15 protein-coding genes and 1 pseudogene are annotated in these 15,233 nt (G+C 69.8%); 9 read left to right on the top strand and 7 right to left on the bottom strand.

The window, feature by feature from the left end:
• Positions 1-12: 12 nt before the first annotated feature.
• Positions 13-555 (bottom strand): MOSC domain-containing protein, encoded by a 543-nt coding sequence (locus ABD858_RS33990; RefSeq protein WP_345033705.1) that lies wholly within the window; start codon positions 553-555, stop codon positions 13-15.
• 71 nt (positions 556-626) lie between these two features.
• Positions 627-809, bottom strand: a complete 183-nt coding sequence (locus tag ABD858_RS33985; RefSeq protein ID WP_345033707.1) for a hypothetical protein — start codon at positions 807-809, stop codon at positions 627-629.
• A 157-nt stretch (positions 810-966) separates the two neighbouring features.
• Between ABD858_RS33985 and ABD858_RS33980 the strand changes: the two genes are divergently transcribed.
• The 5 genes from ABD858_RS33980 (at position 967) to exaC (ending at position 8,865) form a co-directional block, all read left to right on the top strand.
• Entirely contained in the window at positions 967-3,828 is a 2,862-nt protein-coding gene (locus ABD858_RS33980) for a DEAD/DEAH box helicase (protein ID WP_345033708.1), read from the top strand.
• A complete protein-coding gene (locus ABD858_RS33975) occupies positions 3,825-5,075 on the top strand; it encodes an SWIM zinc finger family protein (RefSeq protein WP_345033709.1) in 1,251 nt (416 codons plus the stop codon). Before ABD858_RS33980 ends, ABD858_RS33975 begins: the two co-directional genes overlap by 4 nt.
• Before the next feature lie 167 nt (positions 5,076-5,242).
• On the top strand, positions 5,243-5,890 hold the full coding sequence (locus ABD858_RS33970) for an N-acetylmuramoyl-L-alanine amidase (protein ID WP_345033711.1): 648 nt from the start codon (positions 5,243-5,245) through the stop codon (positions 5,888-5,890).
• A 129-nt stretch (positions 5,891-6,019) separates the two neighbouring features.
• Positions 6,020-7,291, top strand: coding sequence for a GAF domain-containing protein (locus ABD858_RS33965; RefSeq protein WP_345033712.1), 1,272 nt, complete (start codon positions 6,020-6,022; stop codon positions 7,289-7,291).
• 50 nt (positions 7,292-7,341) lie between these two features.
• On the top strand, positions 7,342-8,865 hold the full coding sequence (exaC, locus tag ABD858_RS33960) for an acetaldehyde dehydrogenase ExaC (RefSeq protein ID WP_345033714.1): 1,524 nt from the start codon (positions 7,342-7,344) through the stop codon (positions 8,863-8,865).
• 162 nt (positions 8,866-9,027) lie between these two features.
• Here the strand turns inward: exaC and ABD858_RS33955 are convergent, their stop codons facing one another.
• The 4 genes from ABD858_RS33955 to ABD858_RS33940 all read right to left on the bottom strand — a co-directional run bounded on the left by ABD858_RS33955 (position 9,028) and on the right by ABD858_RS33940 (position 12,197).
• Positions 9,028-9,543 (bottom strand): hypothetical protein, encoded by a 516-nt coding sequence (locus ABD858_RS33955; RefSeq protein WP_345033715.1) that lies wholly within the window; start codon positions 9,541-9,543, stop codon positions 9,028-9,030.
• Positions 9,537-10,367: a hypothetical protein gene (locus ABD858_RS33950; RefSeq protein WP_345033717.1), complete on the bottom strand. Its 831-nt coding sequence runs from the start codon at positions 10,365-10,367 to the stop codon at positions 9,537-9,539. The genes ABD858_RS33955 and ABD858_RS33950 overlap by 7 nt, the downstream gene beginning before the upstream one ends.
• A complete protein-coding gene (locus tag ABD858_RS33945; RefSeq protein WP_345044180.1) occupies positions 10,364-11,599 on the bottom strand; it encodes an IS701 family transposase in 1,236 nt (411 codons plus the stop codon). The genes ABD858_RS33950 and ABD858_RS33945 overlap by 4 nt, the downstream gene beginning before the upstream one ends.
• A 160-nt stretch (positions 11,600-11,759) precedes the next feature.
• Positions 11,760-12,197, bottom strand: coding sequence for a hypothetical protein (locus tag ABD858_RS33940; RefSeq protein ID WP_345033718.1), 438 nt, complete (start codon positions 12,195-12,197; stop codon positions 11,760-11,762).
• A gap of 40 nt (positions 12,198-12,237) precedes the next feature.
• Here ABD858_RS33940 and ABD858_RS33935 point away from each other — a divergent pair, with 40 nt between their 5' ends.
• Positions 12,238-12,462, top strand: a complete 225-nt coding sequence (locus ABD858_RS33935) for a hypothetical protein (RefSeq protein ID WP_345033719.1) — start codon at positions 12,238-12,240, stop codon at positions 12,460-12,462.
• A gap of 43 nt (positions 12,463-12,505) precedes the next feature.
• Complete coding sequence (gene cutA, locus ABD858_RS33930; protein ID WP_073948164.1) at positions 12,506-12,826, top strand: divalent-cation tolerance protein CutA; 321 nt, start codon at positions 12,506-12,508, stop codon at positions 12,824-12,826.
• Positions 12,827-12,900: 74 nt separating this feature from the next.
• On the opposite strand, the pseudogene ABD858_RS33925 reads toward cutA, so the two are convergent.
• Positions 12,901-13,290: pseudogene (locus ABD858_RS33925) on the bottom strand (transcriptional regulator); the annotation flags it as partial.
• A gap of 95 nt (positions 13,291-13,385) precedes the next feature.
• Between ABD858_RS33925 and ABD858_RS33920 the strand changes: the two are divergent.
• Together ABD858_RS33920 and ABD858_RS33915 are read left to right on the top strand one after the other, a co-directional pair.
• Positions 13,386-13,823 (top strand): hypothetical protein, encoded by a 438-nt coding sequence (locus ABD858_RS33920; RefSeq protein ID WP_345033718.1) that lies wholly within the window; start codon positions 13,386-13,388, stop codon positions 13,821-13,823.
• 160 nt (positions 13,824-13,983) lie between these two features.
• Positions 13,984-15,219: an IS701 family transposase gene (locus ABD858_RS33915; protein ID WP_345044180.1), complete on the top strand. Its 1,236-nt coding sequence runs from the start codon at positions 13,984-13,986 to the stop codon at positions 15,217-15,219.
• Positions 15,220-15,233: the final 14 nt, after the last annotated feature.

Here is a 15,233-nt window from a genome sequence, read left to right as displayed (position 1 = left end):
GAGGGCCTCCGGTCAGACCGCCTGAAGGGGCCTGTGCTCGCCCTCCGGGAGTTCCACCTTGATCGGGTCGCCCGGTCGTATGACTCCGCCGGTCCTGACGACGCTCATGACGCCGGCCTTGCGCACGATGTTGCCGTCCTCGTCGCGGCCCACGCACTGCTTGAGCAGCCCGTTCTGGAAGTTGTCGATCTGGAGGCAGGGGTTGCGCAGTCCGGTGAGCTCGACGACCGCCTCGGCGCCGATGCGGAGCAGGGTTCCGGTGGGTAGCCCGAGCAGGTCGAGGCCGCGGGTGGTGATGTTCTCGCCGAGCTCGCCGGGCGCCACCTCGAAGCCCGCTTCCCGCACCTCGTCGAAGAGCTCCTGGTGGATGAAGTGGACCTGGCGCAGGTTCGGCACGGTGGGGTCCTTGGCGACGCGGGAGCGGTGCTTGACGGTCACGCCCGCGTGCACGTCCCCCTCGACGCCGAGCCCGGCGAGCAGGGTGATGCTGTCGCGGTTGGGTTTGGTGAACGAGTATTCGGCGTTGCTGCTGACCGCTGTGACCGTCCCGCTCATCGTGCGGAACTCCCCTCTTCCGTACCTGCTATCGAGCCGTACGACCCTATAACGGCACGTCGGAGAAGTGATCAGCGGCCGATCTCCTTGCGTGGGATCCGGCGCAGCCTGCGGCGCTGGAAGGGGTCCAGCATCAGGTATGCCGCGACCGGCACACCGACGATCACCAGCAGCGAGGGCCAGAATCCGATCAGGGGGATCAGGACGAGGCCGGCCACCACACCCGCGGCGGCGATCTTCGCGCTCTTCGACATCTTCGTCGCCTCCTTCGCGGCCCGTGCCGCTTCCTCTCTTACGAACGTACGCCGCCTGCGCACGGTTCCAGCGGCGGTGACCCGCGTCACAACGTGATGGCGTCCGCCCCTGCCCGGTCTGGTGTACCCTCAACGACCCCAGGCCGAGTAGTCAAATTTGAGGAATCACATCATCGCTGCGCACAGTTCCCCCACGGCAACGCCCTCCGAGATCACCGAACTCGCCCGCTGCTCCGCGGTCTTCCTGCCCGCGATCCCGGCACGCGCAGGCCGCGTCGCCTTCTGGCACCCCGACGGCAGCGAGCCGCCCGCCGTGCTCGCGGCTGCCGTCGAGGAGGTGACGCTCGTCGCCGACGACGCGCGTCCCTGTGACGCACGGGCGCTGGTGCTGCCCGTGGGGGACGCGCTGCCGGTCCTCACCCGGGCCCGCACCTCGGCACAGGCCACCGAGGCCGTCGCGTTCTGGGGCGCCGCCGCGCTGCTCGCCCTGCAACTCGCTGCCCGCGGGCGGCTGCTGCCGGGTCTCACCGCCGACGACCACGACGCCTGGCGGGCCGGGCCACTGGCCGCCGACGACCTGGAGCGGGTACGCACCCTCGCCGCGTCGATGCCGCCGCGTGCCCACGCCGTGCCCCTCGACGGCACCGAGCCGGTGCGGCTGCCCGAACCGGAGCGGCTGCTGAGGACCTTCCTCGACGCGGTAGCGGACGGACTGCCGCGCACTCCCGCCGCACCACTCGCCGCCGGCGGCCCGGCCTTCGCGGCACCGGCGCCGCAGCGCGTTCCCGAGCAGCGGGCCTGGGCCGCCGAGATCGCCGCCGGGCACGACGCGGGCGTACGTCTCTCCCTGCGGGTCGAACTGCCCGGGCTCGCCGCGGCGGACGCCGAGGGCGAGAGCCCGGTCTTCCGTGCCGTCCTCCAGATCCACAGTGTCAGCGACCCGCTGCTGGTCGCGGACTCCGCCGAGGTGTGGGCCGGCTCCGGTCCGGCCGGCGCCTCCTTCGGGCCGCGGGCCCGGATGGACGCGCTGGTCGCGCTGCGCCGGGCCGCCCGCGCCTGGGCCCCGCTCGCGCCCCTGCTCTCGGCGGCGGTGCCGGATGCCGTCGAGCTCGCCGACGAGGAGGTGACCGAGCTGCTGGGCGAGGCGGCGCGGGCCCTCGCCGCCACCGGTGTACAGGTGCACTGGCCCAGGGAGCCGGCGCGGGGGCTGACCGCACGTGCCGTCGTCGGACCGCAGGAGGAGGACAGCGGCACCGCGGCGCCGTCCTTCCTCTCCGCGGACGCCCTGCTCGCGTTCAACTGGTCGTTCGCACTGGGCGACCAGCGGCTCACCCGCGAGGAACTGGACCGGCTCGCCGAGGCGAGCCGTCCCGTGGTGCGGCTGCGCGACCAGTGGGTGCTGGTCGACCCGGAGGACGCGCGGCGCGCCCGGGCGCGCCAGGACCGCAAGCTCACCCCGGTCGACGCGCTCGGTGCCGTACTGACCGGGCGGGCCGAGGTCGACGGGCAACGGGTGGACGTCGAGGCCACGGGCTGGCTGGCCGGGCTGCGCGACCTGCTCGCCGACCCGGAGGGTACGCAGACGATCGGGCAGCCGGAAGCGCTCGCCGCCCGGCTGCGCGACTACCAGCTGCGCGGGCTCAACTGGCTCGCCCGGATGACCTCGCTCGGCCTCGGCGGCTGCCTCGCCGACGACATGGGTCTGGGCAAGACGATCACGCTGATCGCCCTCCATCTGCACCGGCAGACGGAGCGGCCGACGGCCGGTCCCACGCTCGTGGTCTGCCCGACGTCGCTGATGGGCAACTGGCAGCGGGAGATCGGCAGGTTCGCGCCGGGCACCCCGGTGCGCCGCTTCCACGGCGCCGCGCGCAGTCTGGAGGAACTGGCGGACGGGGAGTTCGTACTCACCACGTACGGCACGATGCGGCTGGACGCCGGTCGGCTCGCCGGGGTGGAGTGGGGTCTGGTGGTCGCCGACGAGGCCCAACATGTCAAGAATCCGCACTCCTCGACCGCGAAGCAGCTGCGCACCATCGGCGCAAAGGCGCGGGTCGCGCTCACCGGCACGCCCGTGGAGAACAATCTCTCCGAGCTGTGGGCGGTCCTCGACTGGACGACGCCGGGGCTGCTGGGGCGACTCGGTACGTTCCGTACCCGCTACGCCCGGGCCGTCGAGAGCGGCGGCGACCCCGCCGCCGCCGAGCGGCTCGCCCGGCTCGTACGTCCCTTCCTGTTGCGCCGCCGCAAGTCCGACCCGGGGATCGCGCCCGAGCTGCCGTCGAAGACCGAGACCGACCGGGCCGTACCGCTCACCAAGGAGCAGGCAGGCCTGTACGAGGCGGTGGTGCGCGAGACGCTCGCGGAGATCTCCGGCGCGGACGGCTTCGCCCGCCGCGGCCTGGTGATGAAGCTGCTGACCTCGCTCAAGCAGATCTGCAACCATCCGGCGCAGTACCTCAAGGAGGACAGCCCCAGGGTCGAGAACCGCTCGGGGAAGCTGGAGCTGCTGGACGAACTGCTCGACACGATCGTCGCCGAGGGCGCGGGTGTGCTGGTCTTCACGCAGTACGCGCAAATGGCCCGGCTGATGGAGCATCACCTGACGCGCCGTGGAGTGCCTGTGCAGCTGTTGCACGGCGGGACCCCCGTGGCCGAACGGGAGGAGCAGGTGCGCCGCTTCCAGAACGGTGAAGTCCCGGTTTTCCTGCTGTCGTTGAAGGCCGCGGGCACGGGTCTGAACCTCACCCGGGCCGGTCATGTCGTGCACTACGACCGCTGGTGGAACCCGGCCGTGGAGGCGCAGGCCACCGACCGCGCGTACCGCATCGGCCAGACCCGGCCCGTGCAGGTGCACCGGCTGATCTGTGAGGGCACGATCGAGGACCGGATCGCCGACATGCTCGCGCGGAAGCGGGAGTTGGCGGACGCCGTCCTCGGCTCGGGCGAGGCCGCGCTGACCGAACTGTCCGACGCCGAGCTGGCGGACCTGGTGGAACTGCGAGGGGGCGCACGATGACTCGGGGGTATGAGGACGAGTGGACGTTCGAGGCGCTGCCGCCGGTCCACGGGCGCGGCTTCGCGCAGACCTGGTGGGGCCGGGCCTGGCTGCAGGCGCTGGAGGACACGGCGCTGGACGGCGGGCAGCTGAAAAAGGGACGGAAGTACGCCCGCGAGGGCGCCGTCGGCGCGATCTCCGTACGACCCGGGCGGATCACGGCGGTCGTGCACGGCCATCGCGCCGATGTGCTGCTGCGGCAGTTGGGCGACGCGGAATGGGATCGCTTTCTGGACACGGCAGCCGGCCGGTCGGGACATATCGCGGCTCTGCTGGACCGCGAGATGTCGCCCCACCTGGTGGAGGACGCATCAGCCACCGGGGTCGAACTGCTGCCGGGCATCGGCGACCTGGAACCCGGATGCGGCTGCGGCGTATGGGACCACTGCCCGCATACGGCGGCGCTGAGCTACCAGGTGGCGCGACTGCTCGACCGGGACCCGTTCGTGCTGCTGCTGCTGCGTGGGCGGAGCAAGCGCCGGCTGCTCGACGAGCTCCAGGAGCGCAGCGCCGTCCGGGCGGCGGCCCCGGTCGCTCCCGAGGCCGGGGCAGAGCCCGAGGGTGTACCGGCCGACGAGGCGTTCGCGGCGCGGGACATCCTGCCCCCGCTGCCCGCTCCCCCGCCGCTCCCGGAGCGGCCGGGCCGCCCGCCGGCCCTGGACACCGAGACCGGCCCGGCACCGGGCGTCGACGCGGCCGCGCTGGAGTTCCTGGCGGCCGACGCGGCGGTCCGGGCGTACCGCATGCTGGCGGAAGCACTGGCTCCCGGCCATGGAGGCCGACCGGTGGAGGGCCGGCTGACGGCCGGCCAGGACGCTGTCCGGATGGCCGCCGGGGACCCGGAGGCCCGGATCGCCGCCCGGATCGCGGAGCACACCGGACGCGGACGGGCGGAGCTGGACCTCGCAGTACGGGCCTGGCAGGTGGGCGGCGCCGCGTCGCTGTCCGTCCTCGAGGAGGACTGGACCCCGGGGCCGGAGGGACTGGCGCGGGCCCACGCGGCGCTCGAGCGTGCCTGGGAGGACGGCGAACGGCCGCCGCTGCGGGCGAGCCGCAACCGGTGGACGGTGCTCGATGCGAACGTCCAGCTGCGTTACGGCCGTGACGGACGCTGGTGGCCGTACCGCAGACACCGCGGCCGCTGGATCCCTGCCGGACCCGCCGCCTCGGATCCGGCGTCGGCGCTCGCCGGGGCGGCCGACGGCTGAGGTCCGGGCGTGTCCGTCCCCGGAGGGCTTGACGGCCGACGGCACCCAGCAACCCGAAAATCATACTTTCGGATCATGTTCACTGACACGCCGTCGGCCGGATTCCGCCCCCTCCACACGCCCCGTAGCGTGGGCCGCTCCCTGCTCAAACCCCCACAGGAGTGGTCATGGAACGCAGCCTGCCGAATCGCAGATGGCTATTGCGGGGCGCCATCGCCTCGGCAAGCGGGGCCGCCGGTGCGGCGGTGCCCCTGCTGGCACGGAGGGGCGACAAGCCCACGCCCGCACCCGGCCCCGCCCCCGCTCGCGGCCCGGCCCGCAGAAGGGACCCCGTCGACTTTCCGTCCGCGGCGTGGGTTCCGGCCGCACCGCCCAATTACACGCGGGCCCGTCGCCCTGCCGAATATCCCGTCGAGTACGTGGTCATCCATCTCACCACCGACACCTTCAACATCATGATCGACACCTTCCAGGACCCGCGCGAAGCGTTGTCCGCGCACTATGTGATGCGCTCCTACGACGGCCACATCGTCCAGTGCGTACGCGAGCAGGACGTCGCCTGGCATTCGGGCAACTGGGACTTCAACACCCGCAGCATCGGCATCGAGCACGAGGGCTGGATGGACCAGCCCATGTACACCGATGCGATGTACGAGGCATCGGCCGAGCTCACCGCCTCCATCTGTGCGAAATACGGGATTCCGGTGGACCGGAAGCACATTCTCGGCCACGTCGAGGTCCCCCTTGCCACGCACGAGGACCCCGGGCCCAACTGGGACTGGAGGCGATACATGAAACTCGTCAGGGCCGCCTGACTCCGGTTCACTCCGGCCAGGCCGCCGGCCCCGCGCCGCTTGCCGTCGGCCGCCGCCCGCACGACGATGGGCGGTCCCGTCGTCGCATCCGGGGAGGCCGAGTTGGGCGGTTCACGGTACGACTCATGGGTGGCGCTGGAACCCGGCGCCGACCCCGCCGAGCGGCGTGGTGCACTGCGCCGCGCCCACGAGGCGTTCACCACGGCGGGTCGGCTGGAGCGGCCGGTGCCGGTACGCCCGCCGGTCGCCGACTCCTGGCAGCGTTCGGCCCGGGCTCGTGTCTCCCCGGACGGGGCGGCGCGGGTGGAGCTGTGCGAGGACGAACTGGCCCCGTACCGCGAAGGGCATCCGCTGTCCCGGGCCATGCCGGTGATCCGTGAGCTGATGGGCGCGTATGCCGTGGACGGCGAACACCTCGTCGCCGTCTGCGACGCGCAGGGGCGGCTGCTGTGGGTGGAGGGACACCCCGCCGCCCGGCGGCGGGCGCAGGACATGAACTTCGTGGAGGGCGCCCGCTGGGCGGAGTCCGCGGTGGGTACGAACGCGCCGGGCACAGCTCTTAAGGTCGACCGTCCGGTGCAGGTCTTCGCCGCCGAGCACTTCCGCCGTCCGGTCCAGCAGTGGACCTGCGCGGCCGCCCCGGTGCACGACCCGGCCACCGGGCGGCTGCTGGGCGCCGTGGACATCACGGGCGGCGACCGGCTCGCCCATCCGCACAGCCTCGCCTTCGTGCAGGCCGTGGCCCGCGCGGCGGAGTCCCAGCTGGCGCTGCTGGCGCCGCCGCCGGCCACGGACTCGGTGCGGCTGTGCGCGCTGGGGCGGGACGAGGCACTGCTGATCGCAAACGGGCGGACGCTGCGGCTGGGGCGCCGGCACAGCGAGATCCTGGTACTGCTGGCCCACCGGCCGGAGGGCCTGGGCGGGGACGAACTGCTGATCGAACTCTACGAGGACGAGTCGGTCTCCCCGGTGACCCTGCGGGCCGAACTCTCCCGGCTGCGCCGGCTGCTCGGCCCGGATCTGCTGCGTTCACGCCCGTACCGGCTGGCCCTGCCCATCGACGCGGACTTCGGCGCGGTGCTGCGGCGGCTGGCGTCGGGCGGCGTCACCGCGGCGATGGGCGCATATGCGGGACCGCTGCTACCGGCGTCGCAGGCACCCGCGGTGGTGCGGCTGCGCCGACGGCTCGAGGACCAGCTGCGTGCCGCACTCATCGACCGGGCGGACCCGGGACTGCTGTCCGACTGGGCGCACAGCCCCTGGGGCGAGGAGGACCTCCCGGTCTGGCGGGCGCTGGCCGCCGCGCTTCCGGGACCGCGAAGGGCGCCCGTGCTGGCCCGGGTCCGCGCGTTGGACGCCGAGCAGTCCTGTGCAACGGGTTCGCAACCTCCGGGTGCCTAGCCTCGCGCCGAGCGCCGCCCAACGGCGGGTGGCGAGAGGAGGCCAGAGCGATGACGCGTTACGCCGCACCCGGCGCCGAAGGCTCGATCATGTCGTACCGGTACCGGTACGACCACTGGATCGGCGGCGAGTACGTCCCGCCCGCGCGCGGCCAGTACTTCGAGAACCCGAGCCCTGTCAACGGCCGTACCTTCACCGAGATCGCGCGCGGCACCGCCGAGGACGTCGAAAAGGCGCTGGACGCGGCGCACGCGGCCGCGCCCGCCTGGGGGCGTACCGCCGCGAACGAGCGCGCGAACATCCTGTTGAGGATCGCGGACCGGATGGAGACCCATCTGGAGGAGCTCGCGGTCGCCGAGAGCTGGGAGAACGGCAAGCCGGTCCGGGAGACCCTGGCCGCGGACATACCGCTCGCCATCGACCACTTCCGGTACTTCGCGGGTGCGCTGCGGGCCCAGGAAGGGTCGCTGAGCGAGCTCGACGACAACACGGTCGCATACCACTTCCACGAGCCGCTCGGTGTGGTGGCTCAGATCATTCCGTGGAACTTCCCGATCCTGATGGCGGTGTGGAAGCTGGCGCCCGCGCTCGCCGCGGGCAACGCGGTGGTACTGAAACCCGCCGAGCAGACCCCGGCCTCCATCCACTACTGGATGAGCCTGGTCGCCGATCTGCTGCCGCCGGGCGTGATCAACATCGTCAACGGCTTCGGCGTGGAGGCGGGCAAGCCGCTCGCGTCCAGCCCGCGCGTCGCGAAGATCGCCTTCACCGGTGAGACCACGACAGGCCGGCTGATCATGCAGTACGCCTCGGAGAACATCAAGCCGGTCACGCTCGAGCTGGGCGGCAAGTCGCCGAACATCTTCTTCGACGACATCTGGTCGGCGGACGACGAGTTGCGCGACAAGGCCCTCGAGGGCTTCACGATGTTCGCGCTCAACCAGGGCGAGGTCTGCACCTGTCCTTCACGGGCACTGATCCAGCGCGGCCATTACAGCGAGTTCCTTGACGCGGCGATCGCCCGCACCGAGGCGATCGTGCCCGGGCACCCGCTGGACACGGACACAATGATCGGCGCGCAGGCCTCCAACGACCAGCTCCAGAAAATCCTTTCGTACCTTGACATCGGCCAGCAGGAGGGCGCCAAGATACTGACGGGCGGTCAGCGGATCGAACACGAAGGCGAACTGGCCGGCGGCTACTACGTCCAGCCCACCGTCTTCGAGGGCGACAACCGCATGCGGATCTTCCAGGAGGAGATCTTCGGCCCGGTCGTCGCGGTGACGTCCTTCACCGACTTCGACGACGCGATCCGCACGGCGAACGACACCCTGTACGGCCTGGGGGCCGGGGTGTGGACCCGGGACATGAACACCGCGTACCGGGCGGGCCGGGCCATCCAGGCGGGCCGGGTGTGGACCAACTGCTATCACGCCTATCCGGCGCATGCCGCCTTCGGCGGCTACAAGCAGTCGGGCATCGGCCGAGAGACGCACAAGATGATGCTGGAGCACTACCAGCAGACGAAGAATCTTCTGGTGTCGTACTCGCCGAAGAGGCTGGGCTTCTTCTAGACACATGCGAAAAGGCGCCTGACCTGGGTTTTCACCCGTCAGGCGCCCTTCGTGCAACCCGTTCTCGACCGGGCCCGGCTTGCGTGCTAACTCCCAGTTCCTCCCACGACTGCACCCCTCCTGACCAGTGCTTCCGGACCAGTCACGGACCAAACCCCCGGTTCAGCCCTCGGGTACGTCACCCTGACTGACGCGCTGCCACTCGTTCATGGACTGCTCGATGAGACGGTTCGCCTGCTCTCGAAGGCCGTCAAGGAACTTGGCGTAGTGGCGAAAGAGAACCTCGATGCTCTGGCCGGCGCGGCGGGCGCACTCGGCCGGGTCCACTCCGGAGTAGAGCCAGAACGAGATCCCGGCGTGACGGAGATCGTAAGGCCGCTTGGCCAGGCGAGAAGTGCGCTCAGTACGGGTCAGGGCGTATTCCCGGGCCCGCGCCCATGTGATGCCGTAGGCGGCAGCGTCCACGTAGTTACCAGCCTGGTTCCGGAAAAGTCGACCGTCAGGTGCCACGTCGAACCGATTCACATGGGCACGCAGCATGCGTACGAACTGCGGCAGGATGGGAACAGGCCGCGTCGCGCTTGCCGCGCGACGCTTGAGCGAGTGCACCTCGTGCACCTCACCGTCGTCGGTCCACCCCTTGCCAGACGTGACGACCCCGCCCGAGAGGTTCAGCATGCCCCATCCCGTCTTTGGCAAGTGGCATTGCTCGATCCGAAGGTGGATGACCTCTGCTGGCCGCATAGCCGCGAGTACATGCAACCGAAGAATGCTTCAAGATGAGGACCCCGCCCCCGCTGGCAAGCAACGGCCTCGAGCAGCCGAAGCACCTGGGCCGGATTGGGAACGGCGGCCGGATCCACCTCCTCATTGACTGCTGGCGCTTGCCACCGGAGCCCTTTGAGGGGGTTCTCTGCGAAGTACCCCTTCTCCACCGCAGTGTTGAGAGCTTCGTTGAACGCAGCCCTCTTGCGTCGGGCTGTTTTAGCCGCAGCCGCCTTGCCGTCCAGCTTGCGGCACATCGCATCGAGGGCCCGCCTCAGAACGTCGGCTTCCGCGAGGGCGCTGACCGGCAGCGAGTTGCGCTTCATCCAGTCCAGCGCATGGAGCCACTCCTCGGTGGGCTCGCACTCCCAAGCTTTCTTGTTGAATGCCCACGAGTACAGGGCACGCCGCAGTACCCGCGGATCGGAATACGCTGCGCCGGGGCGTACCAGGGCGGGCGTGACCGTAGCGAAGGCATCAGCCAGGGTGCGGCGGGTGTTCCCTGGCGTGCGCTCCCATCTTTGCTCGATGTATTCGTGCACCAGGTCGTACCACGTAGTGCGCTGCTTGATGGACCGCAACTCGGATGCTGGCAGACCTGTGTGCTCGTCAAACGGCTCACCCTCGCGCGCGGCTGTCATCAGCTTCGCACGCCGGCTGTCAGCAAGCGCGAACGCGATGAAGGACTCAGACTTCTCTCGCCCGTTAATACTCCAGCTGTAGATGGTGATCTTCACGCTTGAGCGGCTTGCCGCCGGTAGTGGCTGGCCTGGGATCGGGCTTGGTGGCGGCGTCGCCAGTCGGACCAGCCGAGCCGATGTGCGGCATCGTGGACGGGCCGGACGACGAGAGTGATGAACAGGCGCTGGATCTCGTTGCAGGTGAGGGGTATGAGGCCGTTCGGTGCCGGTTGGCGGGCATGGTCATCGGCTCGGACGACGGCGAGGAAGGCGTGGGCGAGCATGGCGAGGGTGACCCAACGGGACCAGGACGTGTAGCGGCGGACCTGGTGCTCGTCCAGTGCGGCCAGGCCCTTGCCGGACTGGAAGAACTCCTCCACCCGCCACCTTGATCCAGCTACTCGCACCAACTCGGCCAGCGGCACTGCGGCGGGCGAGTAGCAGCGGTAGTAGGCGAGTTCGCCGGTGCTGCGGTTGCGGCGGATCAGCATCTGGCGGCTCCCGGGTCGGGGGTCGGCGAGGTCGATGACGGCCCAGTCGTAGAAGCGGTGGCCCTTCGCACCGGTCCCCGCCGACAGCTTCTGCCAGGCCCGCTTGGGGACCTTCTTGGCCAGGGTGTCGGCACGGAACTTGCCGGCTCCAGTTGCGGCTTCGTACGAGCAGGCCACCGCGAGGACGTAGCCGGTGCCGCGTTCCTCCAGCACCGTGCGAAGTTTCGGGTTACCGCCGTAGACCTCGTCGCCCGCAACCCACGCGGCCCGGTGGCCGGCGTCCAGGAACCGGGCGACCATCCGCGCAGCCAGTTCCGGCTTGGTGGCGAAAGCGGTCTCCTCGCCAAGCCCGGCGGCCCGGCAGCGGTCGGGGTCGGCGGTCCAGGAGCGCGGGACGTACAACTCCCGGTCCACCGCGGCATGCCCGCGCTGACCGGCGTAGACCAGGTAGACGGCAACTTGGGCGTTCTCGATTCTGCCGGCAGTGCCGGTGTACTGGCGCTGGACACCGACCGTGGCGGTGCCCTTCTTCACGTCGCCGGTCTCGTCGACCACCAGCACCGCCCGCTCGTCGCGCAGGTGCTCCACCACGTAGCCCCGCACGTCATCACGGACCGCGTCGGCGTCCCACTTGGCCCGGCTGAGCAGGTGCTGCATCGCGTCTGGGGTGGACTCCCCGGCCCACTCGGCGATCGTCCAGCAGTTCTTGCGAGGCAGGTCCGACAGGAGTCCGAGCACCAACCGCCGGACTCGGCGGCGGGGCTCCACCCGCGCGAAACGACCCGCGATCCGGCTCATCAGGCCCTCGAATACGTCCTGCCAGTGGACCGGGTCTACGCTGTGACCTGCGGCCACCGCTTGATCGTTCGTTGTCTTCACAAACCACGATGATCACCGGTGGCCGCAACCGTCTCGCTCCCGGTCCAGATCGCGGGACCGTACCGCGGCGGCCGGGATGCTAGGCCATCCAGCAGTACAGGCCGTGACCCCGCCCCTCGGCGGCACGGGCCAGGTCTGCCAGATCACCCAGGAGTTCCCGCACCATCTCCAAGTCGAACGCCTCGCCCTCGGCGGCCCGTTCCTGGATCCACAGCTCGCCGACCTCGGCAAGGCGAGAGGCCGAAGCGCCGGCCAGCGCTCCTTGAAGCGCACCCGAGGCGACAAACAGCAGGGGGCCGTCCCCATCCTCTGGGTCAGCAACCATGCGCGGCTCATCGGACGCGACGAGCGCCTCGAAGCTCTGCCCAGTAAGCAGGCTCTCCCACTCGACCACCGCCTCGGAAGCATCGAAGTTGCCGCAGGCCAGCGAGTCGAAGACGCCGACCGGCCCGCGATCAACAATGCCCGCAGCTGAGGTGTCGTCAGGGGCGATGAAGAACTTGATGATGATGCTCACCTGTGCATGGTGCCCGCTCAGGCCGCCACACCCCCACACGATGTCCCGGGAGATCCTGCCGAAGTCCATCAAGATCACGATCTACAGCTGGAGTACTAATTGCGGGGTTCCGCTTTCGATGCCGCAACTACCCGTGACCGTCCTCGGACAGGGGCGTCGCCGCCTCGATGGCTCGGTGACCCGCATGATCACGCCGCTCTGTTTAGCGGATGGTCCGGCACGGGCCGGGATGATGCTGTTTCAGCAGCGTGACGTGTGCCCTTGACGGCTCGGTAGAGTCGCGGTAACTGAACTGGAGAGGCAATTGCATGGCCAACGAGATTGTGATCGCGCAGACGACCAGCGACAACGAGGATCAGGCGAAGGCGTTGGCCCGTGGCGCGGTCGAGAGCAAGCTGGCAGCGGGCGTTCACATTGATGCGCCGATCACAGCCTTCTACTGGTGGAAGGGGAAGGTCGAGACGGCGCAGGAGTGGCGGATCTCGTACATGACTACGACGGACCGTCTCCCGGCACTGGAGGCGTGGCTGCACGAGAAGCACCCCTACGACGTTCCCCAGTGGATCACGCTGCCCGTGACCGGCGGGTCGGAGGCGTACCTGTCCTGGGTTATCGAGGAGACGGCATAGGTTCTGCGGAGCGCCGGGCCGCCCGTACGACGGCGCTCGCGTCCTGGGCTTACCCGCCTACTGCGTGTGGGGTCTCAGGATGCGAACTTCCGTAGATGGCGGCCGAGTTCCTGCCCACTGTCAGGGAGCGACGAGGCGATAGTCGATGCGCGCTCCTTGCCCATCGTGTTGGGCTTGGCCTCTGCAGCTGCGACGAACTGACGTGACACGTACACCCCTTGATCGACGTCACCCCCACGCAGTAGGGCCGAAGCGAGATCACCGAGGACCACGACGCCCCCGTCCGGTAGACCGTCTCCGAGGCGGTCGACCGCGGTATCAGCTGTGGCCGTGAGCTCGGGACGCCTCAGCTGGCCGTACACGGACAGGGCCAACGAGTCCATGCGGTATGGGGTCACGAACCTGACCCATGCCTGCTCGCTGGCGTGGTCCGCGAAATCGTAAGCGAAGCGCGCTCGGTCTAATACTCCAGCTGTAGATCGTGATCTTGATGGACTTCGGCAGGATCTCCCGGGACATCGTGTGGGGGTGTGGCGGCCTGAGCGGGCACCATGCACAGGTGAGCATCATCATCAAGTTCTTCATCGCCCCTGACGACACCTCAGCTGCGGGCATTGTTGATCGCGGGCCGGTCGGCGTCTTCGACTCGCTGGCCTGCGGCAACTTCGATGCTTCCGAGGCGGTGGTCGAGTGGGAGAGCCTGCTTACTGGGCAGAGCTTCGAGGCGCTCGTCGCGTCCGATGAGCCGCGCATGGTTGCTGACCCAGAGGATGGGGACGGCCCCCTGCTGTTTGTCGCCTCGGGTGCGCTTCAAGGAGCGCTGGCCGGCGCTTCGGCCTCTCGCCTTGCCGAGGTCGGCGAGCTGTGGATCCAGGAACGGGCCGCCGAGGGCGAGGCGTTCGACTTGGAGATGGTGCGGGAACTCCTGGGTGATCTGGCAGACCTGGCCCGTGCCGCCGAGGGGCGGGGTCACGGCCTGTACTGCTGGATGGCCTAGCATCCCGGCCGCCGCGGTACGGTCCCGCGATCTGGACCGGGAGCGAGACGGTTGCGGCCACCGGTGATCATCGTGGTTTGTGAAGACAACGAACGATCAAGCGGTGGCCGCAGGTCACAGCGTAGACCCGGTCCACTGGCAGGACGTATTCGAGGGCCTGATGAGCCGGATCGCGGGTCGTTTCGCGCGGGTGGAGCCCCGCCGCCGAGTCCGGCGGTTGGTGCTCGGACTCCTGTCGGACCTGCCTCGCAAGAACTGCTGGACGATCGCCGAGTGGGCCGGGGAGTCCACCCCAGACGCGATGCAGCACCTGCTCAGCCGGGCCAAGTGGGACGCCGACGCGGTCCGTGATGACGTGCGGGGCTACGTGGTGGAGCACCTGCGCGACGAGCGGGCGGTGCTGGTGGTCGACGAGACCGGCGACGTGAAGAAGGGCACCGCCACGGTCGGTGTCCAGCGCCAGTACACCGGCACTGCCGGCAGAATCGAGAACGCCCAAGTTGCCGTCTACCTGGTCTACGCCGGTCAGCGCGGGCATGCCGCGGTGGACCGGGAGTTGTACGTCCCGCGCTCCTGGACCGCCGACCCCGACCGCTGCCGGGCCGCCGGGCTTGGCGAGGAGACCGCTTTCGCCACCAAGCCGGAACTGGCTGCGCGGATGGTCGCCCGGTTCCTGGACGCCGGCCACCGGGCCGCGTGGGTTGCGGGCGACGAGGTCTACGGCGGTAACCCGAAACTTCGCACGGTGCTGGAGGAACGCGGCACCGGCTACGTCCTCGCGGTGGCCTGCTCGTACGAAGCCGCAACTGGAGCCGGCAAGTTCCGTGCCGACACCCTGGCCAAGAAGGTCCCCAAGCGGGCCTGGCAGAAGCTGTCGGCGGGGACCGGTGCGAAGGGCCACCGCTTCTACGACTGGGCCGTCATCGACCTCGCCGACCCCCGACCCGGGAGCCGCCAGATGCTGATCCGCCGCAACCGCAGCACCGGCGAACTCGCCTACTACCGCTGCTACTCGCCCGCCGCAGTGCCGCTGGCCGAGTTGGTGCGAGTAGCTGGATCAAGGTGGCGGGTGGAGGAGTTCTTCCAGTCCGGCAAGGGCCTGGCCGCACTGGACGAGCACCAGGTCCGCCGCTACACGTCCTGGTCCCGTTGGGTCACCCTCGCCATGCTCGCCCACGCCTTCCTCGCCGTCGTCCGAGCCGATGACCATGCCCGCCAACCGGCACCGAACGGCCTCATACCCCTCACCTGCAACGAGATCCAGCGCCTGTTCATCACTCTCGTCGTCCGGCCCGTCCACGATGCCGCACATCGGCTCGGCTGGTCCGACTGGCGACGCCGCCACCAAGCCCGATCCCAGGCCAGCCACTACCGGCGGCAAGCCGCTCAAGCGTGAAGATCACCATCTAC

Source organism: Streptomyces sannanensis (assembly GCF_039536205.1).
Lineage (GTDB): Bacteria > Actinomycetota > Actinomycetes > Streptomycetales > Streptomycetaceae > Streptomyces > Streptomyces sannanensis.
The sequence above is the reverse complement of the archived record's forward strand: the minus strand, read 5'-3'. Positions and strand labels throughout refer to the sequence as shown.

Excerpts from the sequence above, each read along its gene's own strand:
- ABD858_RS33990 (WP_345033705.1), bottom strand. The coding sequence starts at position 555 with ATGAGCGGGACGGTCACAGCGGTCAGCAGCAACGCCGAATACTCGTTC.
- ABD858_RS33985 (WP_345033707.1), bottom strand. The coding sequence starts at position 809 with ATGTCGAAGAGCGCGAAGATCGCCGCCGCGGGTGTGGTGGCCGGCCTC.
- ABD858_RS33975 (WP_345033709.1), top strand. The coding sequence starts at position 3,825 with ATGACTCGGGGGTATGAGGACGAGTGGACGTTCGAGGCGCTGCCGCCG.
- ABD858_RS33970 (WP_345033711.1), top strand. The coding sequence starts at position 5,243 with ATGGAACGCAGCCTGCCGAATCGCAGATGGCTATTGCGGGGCGCCATC.
- exaC (WP_345033714.1), top strand. The coding sequence starts at position 7,342 with ATGACGCGTTACGCCGCACCCGGCGCCGAAGGCTCGATCATGTCGTAC.
- ABD858_RS33955 (WP_345033715.1), bottom strand. The coding sequence starts at position 9,543 with ATGCTGAACCTCTCGGGCGGGGTCGTCACGTCTGGCAAGGGGTGGACC.
- ABD858_RS33945 (WP_345044180.1), bottom strand. The coding sequence starts at position 11,599 with ATGAGCCGGATCGCGGGTCGTTTCGCGCGGGTGGAGCCCCGCCGCCGA.
- ABD858_RS33935 (WP_345033719.1), top strand. The coding sequence starts at position 12,238 with ATGTCCCGGGAGATCCTGCCGAAGTCCATCAAGATCACGATCTACAGC.
- cutA (WP_073948164.1), top strand. The coding sequence starts at position 12,506 with ATGGCCAACGAGATTGTGATCGCGCAGACGACCAGCGACAACGAGGAT.
- ABD858_RS33915 (WP_345044180.1), top strand. The coding sequence starts at position 13,984 with ATGAGCCGGATCGCGGGTCGTTTCGCGCGGGTGGAGCCCCGCCGCCGA.